Below are 23,100 nucleotides of genomic sequence, written 5' to 3'. Positions count from 1 at the left end.
AGCCGGTTTCTTGGCGATCTCCATGGCGTTTTCATACTACTATCGTGAAAACGTAGGTCTTGCGTCCCCTGTTTTTGAGATATCGCGCTGTCTATCACATAAAATAGCGGTTTGCGGGCTAGTCGAACGGACAACACCATCACCATTTGGCCGATAGCGGCGGATGACGGGGCGGGGGCTGAATCAGCGCCCGGCCATTGCTGTGCGGCGCCGCGTGTGAGAGGCTGAATGGATTTCGTTTTGCGGGGTGCTATGAGAATTGCTGTATTGGATGACGATCAAGCCCAAACGGATTTCGTCAGTCAGACGCTGACGGCCGCGGGTCACACCTGCTACGCGTTCAGGGAAGGCAAGGCGCTGAAGAAGCGTCTGCAGCGGGAGACGTTCGATCTGCTGGTGCTCGACTGGAACGTGCCCGACATGTCCGGCGAGGAAGTGTTGAAGTGGGTGCGGGCGAACCAGGTCGAACATCGGCTGCCGATCATTTTCATGACGAGCCGCGACGACGAGGCGGGCATCACGCAGATTCTGAACGCCGGCGCCGACGACTACGTCGTCAAGCCCGTGTCGGGTCCAATTCTGCGCGCGCGCATCGGTTCGCTGCTGCGGCGCGCGTATCCCGTCAATTCCGAGTCGTCGGTTCGCGAATTCGACAATTACAAGTTCGACGTCAACCTGAAGCAGGCATACGTCGACGACAAGCCGGTGAGCCTGACGCAAAAGGAATTCGAGCTCGCGCTGCTGCTGTTCCAGCATCTGGACCGGCCATTGTCGCGCGCGCACATCCTCGATCTCGTTTGGAAGCAGGCAACCGACATTCCGTCGCGGACCATGGACACGCACATCTCGATGCTGCGCACGAAGCTCGGCCTGCGTCCGGAAAACGGTTACCGTCTCGCGCCGATTTACGGCTACGGCTATCGGCTCGAGCGCATCGCATTAGGGGAGGCGGAGTGACGGCGGGCATTCGGGTGATTCGGGCAACGAAACTTGCGCTGACGGCGTGCAGCGCAGCCGTACTGGCGTTCGCCGCGCAACCGCAGCTGTCGGTCGCGCAGCCTCCCAAGCGCGCGGCCGCGGCAACGCCGGTCGTCGAATACACGACGCGCGAAGGCGATACGCTGTACGACGTCGCCACCCGCTATCTGCAAGGGCCGGGTGACTGGCCGCTCGTCGCGCAGTTGAACGACGTGCCGGTGCCCAAGCATTTGCTGCCGGGCATCGCGCTGAAGCTGCCCGCGTCGCGGCTGCGCAAGGAGCGGCTGTCCGCGCGCGTGATTTCCGCGCATGGGCCGGTCGAGAGCGCGTCGCGCGGCGACGACCAGTTCGTGCCCGCGCCGGTCGACACGACCTTGACCGAAGGCGATCGCCTGCGCACCGGCGCGAACGGTTTCGTCACGCTCGAACTCGCGGACGGCACGCACCTGAGCTTGCCGCCGGACAGTCAGATCGACTTGTCGACGTTGCGCCGCACGGTGCTCACGGGCACGCTCGAGCGCGTGATCGACCTGAAGCGCGGTTCGGTCGACAGCGATGTCACCCACCTGAAGAAAAAGGACGACCGTTTCCAGATCCGTTCGCCGTCGGTCGTGGCCGGCGTGCGCGGCACGCGCTTTCGTATGAATTACGACAAGGACGGCAAGGCGACGACGACGGTCGAAGTGCTGGACGGCACGGTCGGCGTGGCGCCGGATGCGAAGCGCGCCGCTGGCGACCTGACGCTCGTTCATGCGAACTACGGCAGCGTGGCGAGTTCGACGGGCGCGGTGGGCGCGCCGATCGCGCTGCTTGCTGCGCCGACGCTCGTCGATCCGGCTAAAGTGCAGGACGAGCCGGACGTCGCGTTCGCGCTTGCGCCGCTCGACGGCGCGAGCGCCTATCACGTGCAAATCGGCCGCGACGCGAGCCTTTACGATCTCTTCAAGGAAGTCCGCGTGAGCTCGCCGCTCGCGACGTTCGGCGACGTGCCGGACGGCACCTATTTCGTGCGCGTGTCGGCGCTCGATTCGCACGGCCTCGAGGGCGTGCCGCGCATTTACGCGTTCGAGCGGCGCCGCTTCGGCATTGACGCGTCGGCCGCGCCGAGCGACAACGGCGGCTACGCGTTCCGCTGGTCCACGACGGAAAGCGGCAAGGGCGATGCGACGCATTTCCGCTTCGTGCTGTCGTCGTCCAAGGATCTGAGCAATCCGATCGTCGACCAGGTCGATCTGAAGGGCGGGCGCATCGTCGTGTCGAATCTGAAGCCGGGCGAATACTACTGGACAGTGATCGCGGAGCGGTTCGAGGGCGGCCGATTCTACGAAAAGGCCGGCGCGGTCAACTCGTTTACGATCGCGCGCTGATGGGCGGCGGATGAGATTGGACCGCACGCAACGGCGGCGGCTGCTGGGCCGCCGCTTTCTCGTCGAATGGATCGCGATCGGCTGCCTCGGCGTCGCGGTGATACTCGCGGGCGTGATGGGTCGCACGACGTCGAGTGTCGACCGGATCATCTACGACCGCCTGCTGACGCTGCGCAAGCTGCCGATCGATCCCAATCTCGTGATCGTCGAGATCGACAACCGCAGCATCAACCTGCTTGGACGCTGGCCGTGGCCGCGCAACATCCAGGCCGAATTCATCGCCGCGATCGCGAAGGCGAAGCCCGCTGCCGTCGTCTACGACGTGCTGTTCAGCGATCCGTCTCCCGACGACCGGGCGTTTGCGCAGTCTCTCGGCCTCGTGCCGACGTTCGTGCCGGTGCTGCTGCACGAGGAGATGCCCGACGGCACGCGCGCGGTCGATCCGCCGGTGCCTTCGATCGCGCAGAGCATCGCGGGAACCGGGCACATCAACGTCGAAGTCGATCCGGACGGAATCGTGCGCAGCATCGCGCCGTTCGAGAGCGACGGCCGGCAGAGCTGGCCGCTGTTGTCGATGTCCGTGTTTCGCGCCGTCGCGGATGGCCGGCTCAAGCTTGCGCACCCGAGGCCGATCGCGCACCGGATGCGCGAGCTTGCCGAGCACGCGAAAGGCGAAGACCGCTATCTGATTCCGTTCGGCCTTGCGACGGCGACTTATCCGAGCGTGTCGTTCGTCGATGTGCTCTCGGGCAACGTCAACGCGGAACAGCTGCGCGGCAAGGTCGTGATCATCGGCATGACGGCATCGGGGCTCGGCGACCGGTTCGCGACGCCGATTTCGGGCGAATTCGGCCCGCTGCCCGGCGTCTACATCCATACCAGCGCGCTCGACATGCTGATGAACGACCGCGCGATCTCGCCCGCCTCGGGCTGGGTGATCTTCGCCGCATCGCTGTTGCCGCTCGTCGTGCTGCTCGCGGGCTTCCTGATGTTGTCGCCGTGGCGCTCGCTGTTGCTCACGCTGAGTCTCGCGCTGTTCGCGGTCGTATCGAGCGCGGCGCTTCTTTACTACGCTCGGCTGTGGCTGTCGCCCGCGCCGGCGATTTTCGGTCTGATCGCGGCCTATCCGATCTGGAATTGGCGGCGGCTAGAAATGACGATGTCGTATCTGCGCTATGAGCTGCAGCGGCTTGCGGACGAGCCGCACCTGTTGCCCGAGGCGCCGCGCGATCGCAACGAGTTCGGCGGCGACGTGCTCGAGCGGCAGATGGCGCTGATGGCGCAGGCGGCGCAGCGCGTGCAGGACATGAAGCGCTTTGTGTGGGATAGCCTCGACAGCATGCCGGAGCCTGTCGTCGTCACCGATCTGGAAGGCGTCGTGCTGATCGCCAACCATGCGGCCAAGCGCTATTGCGGGCGGCTGAACGTGCCGGCGCCGGAAGGGCGGCCGCTGCGCTCGGCTTTCGGCGAGCTTTCGTTCATGAAGACGGTCGACGGCCAGGCCGAGTCCGATGTCGCGATTCGCGAGCGTTGGCCCGCCGCGCTCGACCCGACGCGCGACAGCCGCAACGACGTGATGGAGCGCGGCGTCGAGGTTCGTGATCGCGAAGGGCTCGATCATCTGCTACGCTACGCGCCGTGTACCAACGCTCAGGGCCGGGTGACGGGCTGGATCGCGAGCCTAGTCGACGTGACCGCGCTGCATGCGGCCGAGCGGCAGCGCGAGGAGGCGCTGCACCTGCTGTCGCACGACATGCGCTCGCCGCAATCGTCGATTCTCGCCCTGGTCGAGATCGAGCGGCCGCGCGCGGAGTCCGAGCACATGCGCGGGCTGCTCGCGCGGATCGAGCGATATGCGCAGCGCGCGCTGATGCTGGCAGACGAATTCGTGCAGCTCGCACGCGCCGAGTCGCAAACCTATCAGCTCGAGATCGTGAGCTTTGCGGATCTGCTGATCGACGCGAGCGACGAAGTCTGGCCGCAGGCGCAGGCCAAGCGGATACGCATCGACACGTCGATCGGCACCGCGCCGTGCTGGATCGGCGCCGACCGTTCGCTGATGACGCGCGCGCTCGTCAATTTGCTGAATAATGCGGTCAAATATAGTCCGACGGATACCGTGATCACGTGTACGCTATCAGTCGAACCGATGGCCAAGCGGATGCACTGCGCGATCCGCGATCAGGGATACGGCATTCCGCTCGAGGATCAGCAGTACCTGTTCGAGCGCTTCAAGCGCTTTCATGCGAACGAGCGGCCGGAGGTCGCCGGTGCGGGGCTTGGCATGGCATTCGTCAAGACCGTGATCGTGCGGCACGGCGGCAGCGTCGGTGTGGACAGCACTCCTGGCGTGGGTACCGAGATCACCGTATCGTTGCCGACGCTCGACGAACCGTCGGCATGATGGGGGGATGTTCGGCAAGCGGGGTAGTGCAAGCGGCGCGCATGGGCCAGCGGTCGCGAGAAATGGCGGGGCAATCCGCGAGTATGGGAGAACTTATGAAGATCTTGTGGACGGGGGCGGGACTGGCAGTGGCATTGCTGTCCGGCTGCGCGTCGGTCACGACCGGCGTTAGCGCGTCGGGAGCGCTCGCGGGCGCGCAGACCTATGATTTCGTGCAAACGAGTACCCAAGCCGACAATGCGGATTATCGGCGCGTCGAGGCGCTCGTGCGCAGCGAGCTGGCTCGGCGCGGGTTTGCCGAGCAGAGTGCCGCGCAAGCCCGTTATCGCTTGACGGTGGCGTATGCGACGCAGCCGGCATCGGTTGCACTGACGCAGGCGGGTTGCGGCGGCGAGCGGCAGCCCGCGTGCATCGCCGTCGACGGGCCGGCGCCGTTCGGCTTGTTCGGAACGGTCTACCGGCACATGCTGACGTTGCGTTTCGTCGAACGCGCGACCGGAAATGAAGCGTATCGTGTGTCGGCGATTGTTCAGGATCGTCAGGCCGATGCGTTGCAAGCCGCGCCCGCGCTGGTGCAAAGCGCGCTCGCGAAACTGCCGTTCGCTGGCGGCGGCTGGTTCGTCAAAACCAAGCAGGACGATCAGGGTAACGTGCTGGGCGTGGTGTCGGTGAAACCCGCCGATGCGCACTAAGCGCGCCGAAACGAAGCGCTCGGCGCGATCCGGACAGAAACCAACGCCGTGACTCGGCGTGCGGCTCGGCGGTGCAATGCCCGCCTTGCCGCACCCCATCCAGAATGAGAATTACAACGGGCTTGCGTCGCGCTCGCGCAGATAAGCGGCGAACTCGTCCTTGACCTCGGGGTGTCGCAGGGCGAATTCGATGGTGGCCTTGAGATAGCCGATTTTGCTGCCGCAGTCGAAGCGGGTGCCGCGATACTTGTAGGCGAGGACCTGCTCGTCGTTGAGCAGTGCCTGGATGGCGTCGGTGAGCTGAAGCTCGCCGCCGGCGCCGGGTTTGAGGGCGCGCAGATGGTCGAAGATGCGCGGCTTGAGGATATAGCGGCCGACGACGCCGAGATTGGAGGGGGCGACTTCGGGGGCGGGCTTCTCGACGATGGCCGACATTTTGATGATGGAATCTTCCCATTCCTTGCCGTCGACGATGCCGTAGGACTTGGTGTCGGCTGGGGGGATTTCCTCGACGCCGATCACGGAGCTGTGATAGTGGTCGAAGACGTCGACCATCTGCTTCATGACGGGCGGGCGGCCGTCGAGCAGGTCGTCGGCGAGGATCACGGCGAAGGGGTTGTCGGCGACGAGTTTCTCGGCGCAGAGGACGGCGTGGCCGAGGCCGAGGGCTTCGGGCTGACGGACGTAGAAGCAGTCGACGTGGCTGGGCTTGATGCTGCGCACGAGTTCGAGGAGTTTTTCCTTGCCGCGGGCCTCGAGTTCGGCCTCGATCTCGTAGGATTTGTCGAAATGGTCTTCGATGGCGCGCTTGCTGCGGCCGGTGACGAAGATCATCTCGGTGATGCCGGCGGCGATGGCTTCCTCGACAGCGTACTGGATCAGCGGCTTGTCGACGACGGGCAGCATTTCCTTCGGGCTCGCCTTGGTGGCGGGCAGGAATCGCGTGCCCAGACCCGCGACCGGGAATACCGCCTTAGTGACTTTCAACATGATCGAACCCTTGTTCCTCTTTTGATTCCATTGAATCAAATGGTGATTGTTGCACGATAGCTGGCGCAAGCGACCTTACGGTTTGTTACGCCAGAATGCAGGATCAAGCCGGCAGACGAGCGAGCTGCGCGCTGAGCTTCGACAGCGTGTTGCGAAACTCCGCGAGCCGCTTCTGCTCCTGTTCGACGACGGCGGGCGGCGCTTTCGCGACGAACGCCTCGTTGCCGAGCTTTGCATTGCATTTCACGATTTCTCCTTCGAGACGGGCAATCTCCTTCGACAAACGTTCGCGTTCGGCCGCGACGTCGATCTCGACCTTCAGCACCAGCTTGTTCTCGCCGACGATAGCAATCGGCGCGCCGTGCGCTTCGCTGTCGAGCGACGCCTCGTCGGCGAGCACGCGCACCTCGGACAGCCGCGCGAGCGCCTGTACGTAAGGCGCGAACGCCGTGAGCCGAGCGACGTTGCCCGCCGCGAGCAGCGGCACTTTGGTCGCAGGAGAAAGATTCATCTCACCACGCAGATTACGACATGCATCGACCACTGCCTTCAGTTCGGCCGCCCACTGTTCGGAAGCCTCATCGATCTTTGCGGGTTCGGCGATCGGATACGGCTGCACCATCAGCGATGCGTCGCCCTCGGCGCAGCCGGCGGGGTAGCGGCCTGCGAGCGGCGCGACCTTCTGCCAGAGCGCTTCGGTGATGAACGGGATGACCGGATGCGCGAGGCGCAGCACCGTCTCCAGCACGCGCAGCAGCGTGCGGCGCGTCGCGCGCTGCTGTTCGGGCGTGCCGTTCTGGATCTGCACTTTCGCAAGTTCGAGATACCAGTCGCAGTACTCGTCCCAAACAAATTTATAGATTGCGTTCGCGATATTGTCGAATCGGTAGTCGGCGAAGCCCTTCGCGATGTCCGCCTCGACCCGCTGCAGCAGCGACACGATCCAGCGGTCGGCCGCGGAGAAATCCAGATAGCCGCCGGGGCCGCATTCGCCCGCGCCGCACGCTTGCGGCTTGTCGAAGCCGCAGTCGTGGCCCTCGCAGTTCATCAGCACGAAACGCGTCGCGTTCCACAGCTTGTTGCAGAAATTGCGGTAGCCCTCGCAGCGCGCGAGATCGAAATTCACGTTGCGCCCGAGCGTGGCCATCGACGCCATCGTGAAGCGCAGCGCGTCGGTGCCGAACGCGGGAATGCCGTCGGGGAATTCCTTGCGCGTTTTCTTCTCGATGGTGGCGGCCTGCTTCGGATTCATCAGGCCCGTCGTGCGCTTCGCGACGAGCGCATCGAGGCCGATGCCGTCGACGATGTCGATCGGATCGAGCGTGTTGCCCTTGCTCTTGGACATTTTCTGGCCTTCGGCGTCGCGCACGAGGCCATGCACGTAGACCGTCTCGAACGGCACCTTGCCGGTGAAGTGTGTCGTCATCATCACCATCCGCGCGACCCAGAAGAAGATGATGTCGAAACCGGTGACGAGCACCGACGACGGCAGGAAATGCTTGAGTTCCGGCGTGTCGTTCGGCCAGCCGAGCGACGAGAACGGCACGAGCGCCGACGAGAACCACGTGTCGAGCACGTCTTCGTCGCGCTTGAGCGGCCCCGTGTAGCCCTTCGCGGCGGCCTGCTCGCGCGCGGCCTGCTCGCTCCTGGCGACGAACACCTCGCCGTTCTCGCCGTACCAGGCGGGAATCTGATGGCCCCACCACAGCTGCCGCGAGATGCACCAGTCCTGGATGTTCTCGAGCCATTGGTAGTAAGTGGCCGTCCAGTTTTCCGGCACGAACTTGATCTGCCCGCTGCGCACGGCGTCGAGCGACACTTCGGTGATCGACTTGCCCGGATGGAACGTGTGTTGCGGCGCGGGCTTCGTCATTGCCACGAACCACTGGTCGGTGAGCATCGGCTCCAGCACGACGCCCGTGCGGTCGCCGCGCGGCACCATCAGCTTGTGCGGCTGCACGGCTTCGAGCAGGCCGGCTGCGTCGAGATCGGCGACGATCGCACGGCGCGCGTCGAAGCGATCGAGGCCGCGGTACGGCTCGGGCGCGTTGTCGTTGATCTTCGCATCGAGCGTCAGCACGTCGATCATCGGCAGGTGGTGGCGCACGCCGACCTGGTAGTCGTTGAAGTCGTGCGCGGGCGTGACCTTGACGACGCCCGTGCCGAACTCTCGGTCGACGTAGTCGTCGGCGATCACCGGGATTTCGCGGTCGGTCAGCGGCAGCTTCACACGCTGGCCGACGAGATGCGCATAGCGCTCGTCTTGCGGATGCACCATCAGCGCGACGTCGCCGAGCATCGTCTCGGGGCGCGTCGTCGCGACGCACAGGTGGCCCGAGCCGTCGGCGAGCGGATAGCGGATGTGCCACAAATGGCCGTTTTCCTCTTCGCTCGCGACTTCGAGATCGGACACCGCGGTCATCAGCACCGGGTCCCAGTTGACGAGCCGCTTGCCGCGATAGATGAGGCCCTGCTCGTACAGGCGCACGAACACCTCGCGCACGACTTCGGACATCGTGTCGTTCATCGTGAAGTACTCGCGCGACCAGTCGGTCGACGCGCCGAGGCGGCGCACCTGGCGCGTGATCGTCGAGCCGGACTGCTCCTTCCATTTCCACACGCGCTCGACGAACGCGTCGCGGCCGAGATCGTGGCGCGATACGCCTTGCGCATCGAGCTGGCGCTCGACGACGATCTGCGTCGCGATGCCCGCGTGATCGGTGCCGGGCACCCACAGCGTGTTGTGGCCGAGCATCCGGTGATAGCGCACCAGCCCGTCCATGATCGTCTGGTTGAACGCGTGGCCCATGTGCAGCGTGCCCGTCACGTTCGGGGGCGGCAACTGGATCGAGAAGTCCGGGCGGTTGGGATCGAGCGCGGGCGTTGCGTAACCGCGCTTTTCCCATTCCGGCCCCCAATGGGATTCGATTGTCTGGGGCTCGAAACTTTTCGCAAGCGTGCTGTCGCTCATGGTGGGAATTCGCCGAAAGAGAGGGAAGATTGATGCGGAAACCTATCATTATAAATGGATGCGTATCGCGCCAAGCGGCGTTCCGTCGACTGCGATTTATAATGTCCGGCCCGCGCTCATGCCGTTTTTTCCGCTTCGTCCTCTATGCCCGATCTGCTCGCGAACCTGAACCCCGAACAACTCGCCGCCGTCACCTTGCCGAACGAGCCGGCGCTGATCCTCGCCGGGGCGGGCAGCGGCAAGACCCGGGTGCTGATCACGCGGATTGCGTGGCTGATCCAGCAGGGCTATGCGTCGCCGCCGACCGTGCTTGCCGTCACGTTCACGAACAAGGCCGCGCGCGAAATGATGGCGCGCCTGTCGGCGATGATGCCGATCGACACGCGCGGGATGTGGATCGGCACGTTTCACGGCCTCTGCAACCGGATGCTGCGCGCGCATTACCGCGACGCGGGCCTGCCGCAGACGTTCCAGATTCTCGACACCGCCGACCAGCTTTCCGCGATCAAGCGGTTGATGAAGGCCGCGAACATCGACGACGAGAAATATCCGCCGAAGAACGTCCAATACTTCATCAACAACGCGAAGGAGCAAGGGCTGCGCCCGGACAAGGTCGATGCGGCCGACAACTTCAACCGCAAGTTCGTCGAGCTTTACCACGCTTACGAGCAGCAGTGTCAGCGCGAGGGCGTCGTCGATTTCGCCGAGCTGCTGCTGCGCTGCTACGAACTGCTCGCGCACAATCCGCCGCTGCGCGCGCATTATCAGGCGCGCTTCAAGCAGATCCTCGTCGACGAATTCCAGGATACGAACAAGCTGCAATATGCATGGCTCAAGCTGCTTGCGGGCGGCCAGAACGCGATCTTCGCGGTCGGCGACGACGATCAGTCGATCTACGCGTTTCGCGGCGCGAACGTCGGCAACATGCGTGACTTCGAAGACGAATTCCGCGTGCGCAACCTGATCAAGCTCGAGCAGAATTACCGGTCGCACGGCAATATCCTCGATGCGGCGAATCACCTGATCTCGCACAACGCGCATCGGCTCGGCAAGAATCTGCGCACCGATGCCGGCCACGGCGAGCCGGTGCGCGTCTATGAGGCCGCTACCGATGCGCAGGAGGCGGCGTGGATCATCGAGGAGATCCGCTCGCTCGTGAACACGGGGCTGGCGCGCAGCGAAATCGCGGTGCTGTACCGGAGCAACGCGCAGTCGCGCTCGATCGAACATACGCTGATGACGGCGGGCATTGCGTACCGCGTGTATGGCGGCCTGCGCTTCTTCGAGCGGCAGGAGGTGAAGCACGCGCTCGCTTATCTGCGCCTCATCGACAATCCGAACGACGATACCGCGTTCGCGCGCGTCGTCAATTTTCCGACGCGCGGCATCGGCGCGCGCTCGATCGAGCAACTCGCCGACGCCGCACGTCTGTACGATTGCTCGATGGCCGCCGCGATTCCATACGTGACGGGCAAGGCGGGCACGAGCCTGGGCGCGTTCGCGAACCTGATCGCGAAAATGCGCGCCGAGACCGCGCAGATGAGCTTGCCCGAGACGGTCGAATATGTGGTGCGCGCGAGCGGCCTCGCCGATTTCTATCAAGGCGAGCGCGAAGGCCAGGACCGCCTCGAAAACTTGCAGGAACTGGTGAACGCGGCCACCGCGTTCGTTGCCGAGGAGGGGTACGGGCTCGACACGCCCGCCCGTTCGATTCCGCTCAACGCACGCGCGAGCGCGGCGCCGGAGCTTGCGTCGCCGGACGCGGGCGATGCGGTGCTCGAACCCGCGAGCCTGGCCGATCCGGCGCAGAACCCCGATGCGATGACGCCGCTCGCCGGTTTTTTGTCGCATGCGTCGCTCGAGGCGGGAGACAACCAGGCGCAGGCGGGTCAGGACGCGGTGCAACTGATGACGGTGCACGCGGCGAAGGGGCTGGAATTCACGGCGGTGTTCATCACCGGCCTCGAGGAGGGGCTGTTTCCGCACGAGAACAGCGCGCTCGAGGCCGACGGCCTCGAGGAGGAGCGCCGGCTGATGTATGTGGCGATCACGCGCGCGAAGGAGCGGCTTTATCTGTCGTTTGCGCAGAGCCGGATGTTGCACGGCCAGACGCGCTACAACATTCGCTCGCGCTTTTTCGACGAACTGCCGCAGCACGTGCTCAAATGGCTCACGCCGAAGGCCGAGGCGGGCGCGCGCTGGGGCGGCCGCTCGGACAACGCCGGCTGGGGGCGCGACTGGTTCGCGCGGCCGGGCGCGGCGCGCGACAGTGTGGTCGACGCGGCGGTGTCCGCGCCGCTGCCCGCGTTCGCGAATCAGCAGCGCGCGGCCGAGAACGGCTTCAGGATCGGCCAGCAGGTGTTCCACACGAAGTTTGGAGAGGGCACGGTGACGGCGCTCGAAGGCAGTGGCGCGGATGCGAAGGCGCAAGTCAAATTCAAGCGGCACGGCGAGAAGTGGCTCGCGCTCGCGGTAGCGAAGCTGCAAGCCGTCGAGTGAGCGGGCTGGCGTTTCGAATGGCCGCCGGCGATCCGGCGTGCCCGGCGCAGCCGGCACGGCCGCCGATTAGCCGCCGATGAGCCGCCCCTCGACCGGACGCCTTCGCGCCGGCCAGGTGCCCCGCATGTCAGGAGATCGAATGAAGCAGTTGATGAACGCGGACCGGCCGCTCGGCATTCTTGCCGCGCTGCCGGAGGAGCTGGGCGACCTCGTCGCCGCGATGCGCGCGAGCGGGCCTGTCGACGCGGTGCGGCTTGGCCAGCGCGATTATCACGTCGGGCTGGCATACGGCGTGCCGTGTGTCGTCACGCTTGCGCGCGTCGGCAAGGTCGCGGCCGCCGCGACCGCGAGCGCGCTGATCCATCGCTTCGACGTGCGCGGGATCGTGTTTACGGGCGTGGCGGGTGGCATTGCGCGTGACGTGTCGGTCGGCGACATCGTGGTGGCCGATGCGCTGCTGCAACATGATCTCGACGCGTCGCCGCTCTTTGCGCGTTTCGAGGTGCCGCTGCTCGGCGTGACGCGCTTTGCGGCCGATGCCGCGCTGGCCGGCCAATTGAAGGCGGCTTGCGAGCGCTTCGTGGCCGACCACGGCGCCGCGCTGAACGCGCGCTTCGGGCTGCGCGGCGCGCGCGTGCACGAAGGGCTGATCGCGAGCGGCGACCGTTTCGTGTCGAGCGACCGCGAGGTGAGCGCGTTGCGCGACGCGCTGCCGGACGCGTTGGCCGTCGAGATGGAGGGCGCGGCGCTCGCGCAGGTCTGCTATGAATACGGCGTGCCGTGTGCGATCGTGCGCACGATCTCCGATGCCGCGGACGATCACGCGAGCGCTTCGTTCGTGACGTTTCTCGCCGATATCGCCAGCACGTATTCGTCGGGGATTTTGCGGCAATTCCTGCTCGCGCACGCGAACGGGATGTGATGCGCCGGCATGCTGGTCGGCGCGTGCCGGCATGGGGGCGCGGCGCATGAGTCGCCAAGCGCGATGGGCGGGCGAGCAATGTCGTTTGCGGTGTTACGCATCGGCGAAAACCGGGCATCGCAAACGGGGCGCCGAGCAGCGACGTTGAATCCCGCAAGGGGGAAGCGGCGCATGGCGAACGCGGCCGCCGCACCGAGGGCCGCGCCCGGTCCCCTCGCACTAGGCGCAGCTGCCGTCACCAGCGCACTTCGCGCCGCCGCTTACGCGCCGCGCCGGCTGCGCCGCATGCTGCTCTCGAGATCCGGCAGAAACACCGTCAACACGCCGATCAACGGCAGGAACGAGCAGACCTTGTAGACGAACGCGATGCTCGTCACGTCGGCGAGCTGGCCAAGCACCGCTGCGCCGACGCCACCCAGCCCGAACGACAGCCCGAAGAACAGGCCGGCGACCGTGCCGACCTTGCCCGGAATCAGCTCCTGCCCATAGACGATGATCGCCGCGAACGCCGATGCGAGCACCACGCCGATCACGACCGTCAGCACCGTGGTCCAGAACAGGTTCGCGTAAGGCAGCAGCAACGTGAACGGCGCGACGCCGAGAATCGATACCCAGATCACGTACTTGCGGCCGATCCGGTCGCCGACCGGCCCGCCGATCAACGTGCCTGCCGCGACGGCGGCGAGGAACACGAACAGGTGGATCTGCGCGGCCTGCACGCTCAGATGGAACTTGTCGATCAGATAGAACGTGAAGTAGCTGTTCAGGCTCGCGAGATACAGATATTTCGAGAACACCAGCATCACGAGCACGCCGAGCGCGAGGGCGACCCGGCGCGGCGGCAGCGTGGCGGGCGACGCCTGAGCGGCTTTTTTCTTCGACGCCGGATGGCGCTTGTACCAGCGGCCGATCTGCGTGAGCACGACGATCGCGACGAGCGCCGCGGCGGAGAACCACGCGATGCTGCGCTGCCCGTGCGGGATCACGATCAGCGCGGCGAGCAGCGGGCCGAGCGACGAGCCGGCGTTGCCGCCCACCTGGAATAGCGATTGCGCGAGCCCGTGTTGACCGCCCGAAGCCATGCGCGCGACCCGCGACGATTCCGGATGGAATACCGACGAGCCGCAGCCGACGAGCGCGGCGGCGGCAAGCAGCAGCGGAAAATTCGGTGCGACCGACATCAGCAGCAGGCCGGACAGCGTGAAGCCCATGCCGATCGGCAGCGAGTACGGTTGCGGCCGCTTGTCGGTATAGCTGCCGATGATCGGCTGCAGCAGCGACGCGGTGATCTGATAGGTCAGTGTGATCAGGCCGATTTGCGTGAACGACAGCGAGAACGTCGCTTTGAGCATCGGATAGATCGCGAGGATCAACGACTGGATCATGTCGTTGAGCAGATGCGCGAAGCTGATGGCACCGAGCACCGGATAGACGGTGCGCGCGGCGGCAGCGCGCACCGGGGCGGGGGGACGATGGTCGAGGCTGGTTTGCATGGTGATTCGGAGGTCTCTGCAGGGGCGCCGCGTGCAGTGCTGCCGCGTGCGATTCGTTGAATGTGTCGTCGGAGTGTAATGTGGCTTCTAAAAAGTATCAGGACAATTTTTGTCGCAAAGCGGACAAATCCAAAAAGGCAGATCGGACAGGCGGCGGGAACCAGAACGACAAAAGGGCGCGTGTCCGGCTTGAATGGCCGATCATGGCCGCCGCCGGCGGCGGGCAATGGGGCGGGGAGGGCGAGAGAGGGCGTTTGGATACGGGGCGGTACTGTCGCACTTTACGATACCCACGCATGGCTAATCTGGTAGATGGCGCGACGGCACGGGAAGAATGCGAGTAAGGAACGGTCTCTCGCCACGACACTCAGGAGGCGGGCACCGCCGGGTTTTCTTCTACGCTGGGAAGGCAGTGCCCGACGGTCGCGACGAAGGCGAGCGGCGGCTCGGGCGGTAATCGAATTCATGCCACCCATCAAGGAGAAACGCGATGAATCAGCAAGAAACGCCTGAGGCGCTGCGGGCTTATTTCCAACGCAGATTCGACATGCTTGCCGCCTGCGCGGGCGCCACGGCCGACGCCAGCGCAAACCGCGCACACGGTCCGGGGCCGGGCCGCTGGATACCCGCCGGCGCGTTGGGGCAGCCGGACACCTATTCGGCGGTGTGTCAGGAAAGCGGCGCGATACTGGCGGTTGCCGGCAATGCGTATCAAGGCGATCTCGACCAGCAACGATGGGACCCGGCCGGCAACTTTCCACAGGGTACGTTTTTGACCGGCGGCCTGACTTTACTGCGGGACGGTACGGCATTGGCGATCGGTTTCGACCGCACGGTGATGCAATTCCGGGGTATTGTCTACGACCCCGCGCGTCCCGCGGATAGCGCGTGGCAGCTCACCGGCTATCTGACCGAACCGCGTAGGGAGTTTGCCCTGGCCTTGCTGCATGACGGGCAGGTGCTCGCGGCGGGCGGCGTGCATACGCATTTCCTTGCGTCCGCCGACCTCTACGACCCGGTTTCGATGCAGTGGCGCGCCGCGGCGCAGATGACGGTCGCCAGGGCGGGCACCGCGACGGCGCGCCTTCGGCACGGCGCGGCCGTCCTGGTCATCGGCGGGACAACGCAAAGCGGCGAGATCCTGCGGCTGGTGGAACGGTACGATGCCGATCAGCCCAAGCCGGACTGGACGACCGTCGCGCCCATGACGTATCAGCGCATGTATGCCAGCGCGATCGTCCTGCCTGACGGTAGGGTCGTCGTGGCGGGCGGCTACCCGGCAAGCGGCACGCTCGAAGTTTACAATCCTCCCGATTCTTCCAGTGCTGTTGGCAACTGGGAAAAACCGGTCCCGCTGAAATACGACAGGCCCTTCTACCCCGCGATGGGGATCGTGGACGGAGGGAAAGTGTTGATCGCGGCCGGCGGAAACGATAAGGCAGCTGAAATATACGATCCGGTCAAGCGAGAGTCGCGGCCAGCGGCCTCGATGAGCGAACTGCGGTCTTTCCCAGGGTACTGCTCGGCGCAGGACCACAGCCTTGTCGTGCTTGGAGGGATCGATGCGACGCGGCATCAGCTGTCGCCGGACACTGTCGAGCGATTCATCCTCGAATAAGCGGCGGCGCCTGTCCTCGCCAGCCGCTCGCGCGGGCGGCATTGGCCATGCCCGCGCCTGCATCGCCCGCGCGGGCATTAGGTCGCAGATGCCGACAATTCGGACATTTGGCATTTGCGGCAACGTCGGTAATTGTCGAGAAAATTCTCGAGGGCAGAAATAAGAGGTAAGTTTAAAAAATTTTCTTTGATTGTTGTCATTTTTTATATGCAATTTAGCAATTGCTGATCAGAAAGTCTTATCTCCAAAGATTTATATCGAACTCGCGTTGCATCCGGTCTGAATTGTGTAGGTTTTTGAAAATATATAATTTTAAGAAGAGCGAAAAATTTCGTCCGGGAGGAACGATACTCCATCGTCGGCGGAACTGGAGCTTGGAAGCTGTTCATCATTCTCGTTTTCTATATTAACCACAGAATTTTCTTCTTCGCCATTCCGCCTTGCGACGTCACCTGATCAGCCTGACGGGGCCGTCAGCGCCTGTTCCTTGACTTTTTTCATAAGTATTCTACTTTTTCTGCTAATGGATAACTTTCTTTTATTCATATCCATTCAGAAAATGTAAATATTTATGATCGCCCGGTTTCATCCAGATACGTAAAATTTACAATGCGGGCTATTTTTTCATTCGCATTGCAGTCACATAGTTGTGTTCCGGTACGCCGTATCGTATCGGTATGCTTAAAAATGGAGTAACAAGGTGCGGATGTTAGTGGATAATTCAATTTGACTACCAAATCGGGAGCGGTTGTGCAAAAAAAATTCATTTATCCATTTAATGAACTGAATCTCAACGAAGATTATCCGTCGATCGATAGATTCGAGGTCGTATGGACGTCGGACGGAAGGGGAGCCGGTATTCGGCTTCGGATACCGTTTCAGCGCGGACAACTAATTTGTCGGATGGCAGGGCTGCTTTCCAGGAGCCGTCAATTGCATACATTGCAGGTGAACGAGACGACGCACCTTTATGATCCGCACTTTTCCGGCCTGCTTCTTCATTCGTGCTCTCCCTGCGTTCGTCTCGATATGACGAGCCTGGAGATCTGGGCGCTCCGGGACATTGCCGCCGGTGAATTTCTGACCATGGATTACGCGTCCACTGAAGATGTGCTGGCGAGGCAGTTCCCTTGCCGCTGCGGCTCGGTAGGCTGTCGTGGCTGGATCACAGGCCTGAAAGAAACGCCGAATGCGGAAGGCAACGCATATCTTGCGGCCGCGGGAACGGGTTCACAGCTTCCCAATTTAACGATTGTGGGTGCAGGCAAGGGGGACCTCCAGTCGCGTGTCCCGTGAGCAAGCCGCACCGCATGCTCCGACGGCGGCGACGATGGCGCTGACGCGCCCCCACTCGTGCTGAAACAAGCCCGCCTTGAACCTTGCCGTTAATCAACCCTTGAACATAGCGATCATTGATTCGGGAGCGGGCAATATTATGCAAGATAGGATTGAAACCATTGTCATCAACGGTGACCGCCAGATTGCCGATGAAAAGGGCGTTGCACCAGCCATTCACTACTCGTCTGTGTTTGCGGCTGCGGACAGCGACGAATTCGCCGAAATGTCGGGCGTGCCGCAGCATCCGCGCAACTATACTCGTTACGGGAACCCTGTTCACGAGCGGGTCAAGGCGATCATGGCCAGGTTGGAAGGAACAGAGACAGCGCTCGTCACTGGTTCCGGCATGGGAGCAATGGCAGCGACGATCCTTGCCCTGGTTGGGGCGGGAGATCACGTCATCGCCCAGACGCACCATTACATGAGCACGGCAAAGATGCTCGATGAGGTGCTGCATAGATTTGGCGTGGATGTTTCCCTGGTCGATCAGACGGATGCATCTGCTTTTGCCGCAGTGATTCAACCCCGCACCAGACTCATTGTGCTGGAATCCCCCGTCAACCCATTGCTCAATCTGACCGACATCGCCAGTGTTGTGGGGATTGCGCAGTCACGCGGCATTCTCACTGTGGCAGACAACACCTTCGCTTGCCCGGTAAACCAGCAGCCTCGTGCGCTGGGCGTCGATATCGTCGTACATAGTGCGACCAAGTATCTGGGAGGGCATCACGATCTGACTGGGGGCGTAATCTGCACGAGCCGGTCTCTCGCCGAACAGATCTGGCACACACACGTCACACTCGGCTCCGTGCTTTCGCCCATGGATGCCTGGCTATTGTTGCGGGGGCTTCGTACATTGCCGATCCGAATCGAACGGATCAATGCCAATGCGCTGAATATGGCGAGAGTCCTTGAACGACATCCGAAGATCGAATACGTGCGCTATCCAGGCTTGGAAAGCCATCCGCAGTTTGACCTTGCGCGTCACCAGATGAAGGGAGCTGGCGGCGTGATTGCCTTTGGCGTGAAAGGAGGATTCAAAGCGGCCAGGCGCCTAGTCGCTGCGCTTGGCATTCCGTTGAACGCCGGTAGCCTCGGTGGCGTCGATTCTCTCGCCATTCATGTTGCGACGATGTGGGCAGGAACTATGACAGAAACCCAGATGGCGACAGCCAGTATTCCTGCCAATCTCGTGCGCTACTCAGTCGGAGTTGAGCACATCGATGATCTTGAATCGGATCTGCTTCAAGCTCTCGACAAGATATAACTGAACCGCTTCGCGTTTTCCATCGTCCCGGTTTCTCAGGAAGCGGGGCATTATTGCATCAATCGAATTCGAAGGCGCAGAAGGGTGAACAAGGTAGGCGCTTATCTAGCGTAAGCCTTGAAGTCATGAAATCCTCTGCGCTGATGCTGAAATGATCGAACTGCCGGGGCCTGGTGGACTTCATCGCAATGCAGATAGGTCGACGTCGTCGAGATCGGCGAATGGCGCAGATTATCGCGAACCACGATTAGTTCGGCGCTCGCGCGTGCCAAACGGCGCCTCCCGCTTCACGCTATGAGCCGCAGACGCCTGCTCGCGAGCCCGTTACCCGCGTGAATCAGGCGCCGCGTCGCCGTGCCCAGGTGTCCGGCTTCGTGCTTCGTGCTTCGTGCTTCGCGCGGAGCGGGCGTTGGATTGCCGCGAGACGACTCACCCCAGGACGGCCCAGGACGCGCATTTTCGCCGGCGCGCGGGCCGTTGCGCGTTCGGCGCCCATCGGAATGTTGGGCCATTGCATCATGTCCTTGTCTTCTCATTTTCACGGTCGTGTCGTCATGCGTAGTCCCCGCAATTTCTCCCTTGGTCATTCGAGTCCCACTTCCTCGGACGCAGCCGTCAGCGCTTCGGACCCCAGCGCTGACGGTGCGGGTTCCTCCCAGGCGCGAGGGGCGGCGGAGCCTGCCCGCGGCCGGCAGAACGTTGCGGGGATGGTGCCTTACGCGGGGTCCGGGGCACGCATACCCAGCCCCGGAACGGTTTCGTTTCAGGTGGCCCGCGCCGATTCCCCGCTGGCAGGGCTGCGCGAATCAAGCCCGCAGCCATCCGACGCGCAGGTGGCGCAACAGAACCTGGAGGCGTTCAAGCAACGGGTGGATCAGCTCTATCAAGACGCACGGCAGCAGGCGGGCACGCCATTGTCGCGGGCCGAACTCGCGGCCGATTTCCTGATTTCGGTTGGCCAGGAGCAAGGGCGCATAAGCCGGGAGGCTTTCGCAGCGAAACACGGCATTTCCACGCATTTCGCCAGAGCCATCGGAAACGAGAATGGCTCGCTGACGCAATTTGGGCGACGGCAGTTGCGCAACGATTCGTCCGAATAAGCGATGCGCTTGCGCGCGTTGCGCAGGTGGCTATGTCGAACCGGCGCGACGCGCGAGCGAGTGTCGACCGGGCGCATCCGATGTCGGGCCGGGGTGATCCGACCGGCCCGGTCTCGTGCGCCGCGCAGCGGCTGCCGCGCACATGCGGCAAGGGATGCCGGCCGGCTTCTCAGGATTTCTTCCGCTGGCCGCCGTCGGGCTCGACGATCACCGTGCAGGTCGTGCCGGCCGACAGCACGAGATCCTTCGGCACCTCGTCGATATGGATGCGCACCGGCACGCGCTGCGCGAGCCGCACCCAGTTGAACGTCGGATTCACGTCGGCGACGAGATCGCGGCTTTGCGGGTTGTCGCGGTCGTAAATCCCGCGCGAGATGCTTTCGACGTGGCCTTTCAGCACTTCGCCGCTCATCAGCCGCATCTGCGCCTTCGCGCCGATCTTCACGTGCGGCAGCTTGGTTTCCTCGAAGTAGCCGTAGACCCAGAACGAATGGCTGTCGACGATCGCGAGCTTCGCCTGGCCGGCGTTCGCGTAATCGCCCTTGAATACCTGGAGATTCGTCACGTAGCCGTCCACCGGCGAGATCACGCGCGTGCGTTGCAGATTGAGCTTCGCGGCGTCGAGCGCGGCGAGTGCCTGCTGGTACTGCGCCTCGGCGCTCGATGCGGTGTGCGCGGCGTTCTCGCGGCTTTCCTTCGATACGACGAGCGCGTCGAGATCCGCGCGGCGCGCCGCGTCGTCGCGGCGCATCTGCAACTCGGCGCGGCGGGCGGCGACGGCGGCCTGCGCCTGCTCGACCGCGATCTGGTAGTGCGATGGGTCGATCTGCATGATCAGATCGCCTTTCTTTACGAACTGGTTGTCGCGCACCGGCAACTCGACCACCGCGCCCGACACGTCCGGCGCGACGTTGACGATCTCGGCGCGCACACGTCCGTCGCGCGTCCACGGCTCGTCCATGTAATGGACCCACAGCGCGCGCCCGATCAGGATCGCGACGATCAGGATGGCGGCTGTCGCGACGAAGCCGAAAAGTTTTCGCAAGAGCATGGTTCGATTCATATCAACGATAGACGGCGAGACTGAGCGCCCCGCAAATGCAGACGAGCAGGCTGGCCCGGAACAGCGACGGGTGCCAGACGACGCGGTAGAGCCCGGTGTACGCGAGCAGGCGGTCGAGCAGCCAGGTCGCGAAGCCGCCGATGACGAACATCAGCACGACAGTCGGGATGTACGCGTCGAATATCGCGAGGTCGCGCGGCATCATGATGAAGCTCCTTCGGCGGGTGGAACGGGCGCGCCGCCAAGCGCGGCGAGCGGCGATTCGGGGTCGAGCAGCGCGGTGCGCACGAAATGCAGGTAGGACAGGATGCGCTGCAATTGATGGCGCGTCTCGCGCGGCGGCGCGAACGTGGCGAGCGCCTGCTGGGCCGCGGCGATCGCGTCGACCGTCGCGGCGAGCGCCGCGTCCAGGCGCGCCGGCGCGGGCCGCGAGAACAGCGCGGCGAGCGCGTCGCGCGCGGTGTCGATCGTGCGCCGCCATGGCATCGTCGGCGCATAGCGCGGATCGTCCGGCAGCGCCGCGAGCGTCTCGCGCAGGTCGATCACCGCATTGCCGGTTTCGAGCACCGCGAACATCCAGCGCAACGCTTCGCGCTGAGCGCCCGGCTGATCGGCCGACAGCGCATGCGCCTGGAACATCAGATCGCGCGCGCCGCTCTCGAAGCGCGAGCGCAGGCCGGCAAGGCGCGCATGGCAGGCGGCCACCACCTGGTGGCGCAGGTCCGCGAACAAGCGCTTCTTGAGCCACGGCGCGCTCGGCGGAAACAGCACCGCAAATGCGATCGCCGATACGATCATCGACAGCACGAGCGCGATTGCATCGTTCATGAAGCCGACCGGATCGTAATGCGTGAGGTTTTCCGGGCCGGCGAGCGTGCAGAAGAAAATCAGATAGCCGGCGCCGATGCCCGCGTATTTCGGCGAGATCGACATGAACACGCCGGGCAGCAGGAACGGCGCGAGCGACACGCACAGCAGCACGAAGCCGTCGATGTGCGGATAGACGCCGAACATCAGGGCGAAGCCCGTGATCACCGCGAATGCCGTGCCGATCGCCATTTGCGCGGCCATCTTCGTCGGCTGCGGCGACGACGACGCGAGCGCGCACACGGCCGCCGAATTCAGCACGAGCGTCACGCCGCTCGGCCACGCGCTGTAGATCCAGAACACGCTGAGCAGCAGCATCACGGCGGCGGTGCGGATGCCCGCGATCAGCGCGGCCGTCGCGTTCGTGCGCGGCTCGTAGCGCTCGATCCAACGCTCGCGCTCGTGCGTGCTCGCGGCGAGCGAGCCGTAGGTGGCCGCATACGCGTGCAGATCCGTGATGAAGCGGTACAGCAGCTCGGCCGCGGTATCGAAATCGAGCAGCGCGGCGTCCGGTTGCGTCTCGAGCGTGGCGCGCGTCGCGCGAATCCGGCGCGGCAGCGCGTCGCGGTACGCGAGCAGTTGTTCGGCTGCGAACACGGCGTCGGCCGCCGTGCGCACGTGTTCGCCGTTGCGTGACAGCAGCGGCGCGATCTCGCGGAAATACGGCTCGAGCGCGTCGACGGCCGGCGCGTTGGCCGCGTGCAGCCTGTTCATCAATTGATGCAGCGCGTGAAAGCGGCTTGCCGCCGTCATGAATTCGCTGTTCAGCCGCGACAGCCGGCCGCTCCTCATCCGGGTGTCCGGGTTTTCGAACACGGCGATGCTGCGCGCCGCCTCGAAGCCGACCACGTCCGCGACGAAGCGCGTGTGGACGCTCTCGATCTTCGAACGATCGAGCGTGCCCGCGAGCGTCGACGCGACGTAGTCGACGAACGCGCCGAAGCGCTGGCGCACGGTGGTGCGCATCTGCTCGCCGGCGTAGCGCGGAAACACCAGCGCGCTGACGATGCCGGCCGACAGAATGCCGATCGAGATTTCGGACACGCGCGTCATCGCGGTCATGAACGCGCCGCCGGGCGCCTGCGACGCGGGCAGGCCGATCAGCGCGGCGGTGTAGCCGGCGAGCAGAAAGCCGTAGCTGCGGAAATTGCGGTTGCGCGCGGCGCCCGCCGTGCAGAGCGCGACCCACAGCGCGACCGCGAGCACGAACAGCAGCGGCTGCTGCGGAAACAAGCCGACGAGCGTGAGTGTCGCGCTCAAGCCGACGAATGTGCCGATCAGCCGGTAGAAGCTTTTGGCGAACACCGCGCCGCTTTGCGGCTGCATCACGATGAACACGGTCGTCATCGCGGTTTTCGGTGCGGGCAGGTCGAGCACCATCGAGACGCCGAGCGCGACGAACGCGGCAGCGAGCGCTTTCACGAGATAGAGCCAAGCGGCGCCATCGGTGCGCGCCCAATCGCGCATCGCGTTGGCGAGCGGGGCGGCGGACGATGCGGTGGAGGCGGCTGGGGCGGCGGACATGTCGGCT

Annotated in this window: 16 protein-coding genes; 10 read left to right on the top strand and 6 right to left on the bottom strand. The window is 64.1% G+C overall.

Annotation, left to right across the window (positions count from 1 at the left end; all coding sequences use genetic code 11):
- Positions 1 to 252: 252 nt before the first annotated feature.
- The 4 genes from AQ611_RS11755 to AQ611_RS11740 all read left to right on the top strand — a co-directional run bounded on the left by AQ611_RS11755 (position 253) and on the right by AQ611_RS11740 (position 5,441).
- Complete coding sequence (locus tag AQ611_RS11755; protein WP_059513588.1) at positions 253 to 957, top strand: response regulator transcription factor; 705 nt, start codon at positions 253 to 255, stop codon at positions 955 to 957.
- Positions 954 to 2,345 carry a FecR family protein gene (locus AQ611_RS11750; protein WP_374755097.1) on the top strand — a complete coding sequence of 464 codons (1,392 nt, stop codon included), beginning with the start codon at positions 954 to 956 and terminating at the stop codon, positions 2,343 to 2,345. The genes AQ611_RS11755 and AQ611_RS11750 overlap by 4 nt, the downstream gene beginning before the upstream one ends.
- A 10-nt stretch (positions 2,346 to 2,355) precedes the next feature.
- Positions 2,356 to 4,749: a CHASE2 domain-containing protein gene (locus AQ611_RS11745; RefSeq protein ID WP_069234619.1), complete on the top strand. Its 2,394-nt coding sequence runs from the start codon at positions 2,356 to 2,358 to the stop codon at positions 4,747 to 4,749.
- A 95-nt stretch (positions 4,750 to 4,844) separates the two neighbouring features.
- The gene (locus AQ611_RS11740; protein WP_069234618.1) at positions 4,845 to 5,441 is read left to right on the top strand and encodes a DUF4136 domain-containing protein; all 597 of its coding nucleotides are present in this window, start codon (positions 4,845 to 4,847) and stop codon (positions 5,439 to 5,441) included.
- A 111-nt stretch (positions 5,442 to 5,552) separates the two neighbouring features.
- On the opposite strand, the gene galU is transcribed toward AQ611_RS11740, so the two are convergent.
- Positions 5,553 to 6,431 carry a UTP--glucose-1-phosphate uridylyltransferase GalU gene (gene galU / locus AQ611_RS11735; protein ID WP_069235274.1) on the bottom strand — a complete coding sequence of 293 codons (879 nt, stop codon included), beginning with the start codon at positions 6,429 to 6,431 and terminating at the stop codon, positions 5,553 to 5,555.
- 103 nt (positions 6,432 to 6,534) lie between these two features.
- Complete coding sequence (locus tag AQ611_RS11730; protein WP_069234617.1) at positions 6,535 to 9,402, bottom strand: valine--tRNA ligase; 2,868 nt, start codon at positions 9,400 to 9,402, stop codon at positions 6,535 to 6,537.
- A 144-nt stretch (positions 9,403 to 9,546) separates the two neighbouring features.
- On the opposite strand from AQ611_RS11730, the gene AQ611_RS11725 reads away from it, so the two are divergent.
- Positions 9,547 to 11,901, top strand: coding sequence for a UvrD-helicase domain-containing protein (locus AQ611_RS11725; protein WP_069234616.1), 2,355 nt, complete (start codon positions 9,547 to 9,549; stop codon positions 11,899 to 11,901).
- Between the two features lie 139 nt (positions 11,902 to 12,040).
- Entirely contained in the window at positions 12,041 to 12,823 is a 783-nt protein-coding gene (locus AQ611_RS11720) for a 5'-methylthioadenosine/adenosylhomocysteine nucleosidase (protein ID WP_069234615.1), read from the top strand.
- Positions 12,824 to 13,083: 260 nt separating this feature from the next.
- On the opposite strand, the gene AQ611_RS11715 is transcribed toward AQ611_RS11720, so the two are convergent.
- Positions 13,084 to 14,316: an MFS transporter gene (locus AQ611_RS11715; protein ID WP_069234614.1), complete on the bottom strand. Its 1,233-nt coding sequence runs from the start codon at positions 14,314 to 14,316 to the stop codon at positions 13,084 to 13,086.
- 490 nt (positions 14,317 to 14,806) lie between these two features.
- Here AQ611_RS11715 and AQ611_RS11710 point away from each other — a divergent pair, with 490 nt between their 5' ends.
- From AQ611_RS11710 to AQ611_RS11695, 4 genes are all read left to right on the top strand, one after another.
- The gene (locus AQ611_RS11710) at positions 14,807 to 15,934 is read left to right on the top strand and encodes a Kelch repeat-containing protein (protein WP_069234613.1); all 1,128 of its coding nucleotides are present in this window, start codon (positions 14,807 to 14,809) and stop codon (positions 15,932 to 15,934) included.
- Between the two features lie 726 nt (positions 15,935 to 16,660).
- A complete protein-coding gene (locus AQ611_RS24685) occupies positions 16,661 to 17,230 on the top strand; it encodes an SET domain-containing protein (RefSeq protein ID WP_231935833.1) in 570 nt (189 codons plus the stop codon).
- Between the two features lie 76 nt (positions 17,231 to 17,306).
- Positions 17,307 to 18,539, top strand: coding sequence for a trans-sulfuration enzyme family protein (locus AQ611_RS11700; RefSeq protein ID WP_231935831.1), 1,233 nt, complete (start codon positions 17,307 to 17,309; stop codon positions 18,537 to 18,539).
- A gap of 767 nt (positions 18,540 to 19,306) precedes the next feature.
- Positions 19,307 to 19,639, top strand: coding sequence for a hypothetical protein (locus tag AQ611_RS11695; RefSeq protein WP_069234611.1), 333 nt, complete (start codon positions 19,307 to 19,309; stop codon positions 19,637 to 19,639).
- Between the two features lie 169 nt (positions 19,640 to 19,808).
- On the opposite strand, the gene AQ611_RS11690 is transcribed toward AQ611_RS11695, so the two are convergent.
- From AQ611_RS11690 to AQ611_RS11680, 3 genes are read right to left on the bottom strand one after another with little or no spacing between them, the layout of a single operon-like run.
- Positions 19,809 to 20,690 (bottom strand): efflux RND transporter periplasmic adaptor subunit, encoded by an 882-nt coding sequence (locus AQ611_RS11690; RefSeq protein WP_059518670.1) that lies wholly within the window; start codon positions 20,688 to 20,690, stop codon positions 19,809 to 19,811.
- A 13-nt stretch (positions 20,691 to 20,703) separates the two neighbouring features.
- Positions 20,704 to 20,907, bottom strand: coding sequence for a DUF1656 domain-containing protein (locus AQ611_RS11685; RefSeq protein WP_059518612.1), 204 nt, complete (start codon positions 20,905 to 20,907; stop codon positions 20,704 to 20,706).
- Positions 20,904 to 23,093, bottom strand: a complete 2,190-nt coding sequence (locus tag AQ611_RS11680; protein ID WP_069234610.1) for an FUSC family protein — start codon at positions 23,091 to 23,093, stop codon at positions 20,904 to 20,906. The genes AQ611_RS11685 and AQ611_RS11680 overlap by 4 nt, the downstream gene beginning before the upstream one ends.
- Between the last annotated feature and the right edge of the window lie 7 nt (positions 23,094 to 23,100).

It is taken from the genome of Burkholderia singularis, assembly GCF_001718875.1.
Classification (GTDB): domain Bacteria; phylum Pseudomonadota; class Gammaproteobacteria; order Burkholderiales; family Burkholderiaceae; genus Burkholderia; species Burkholderia singularis.
Note: the sequence above shows the minus strand (reverse complement) of the source record. Positions and strands in the feature narration are given on the sequence as shown.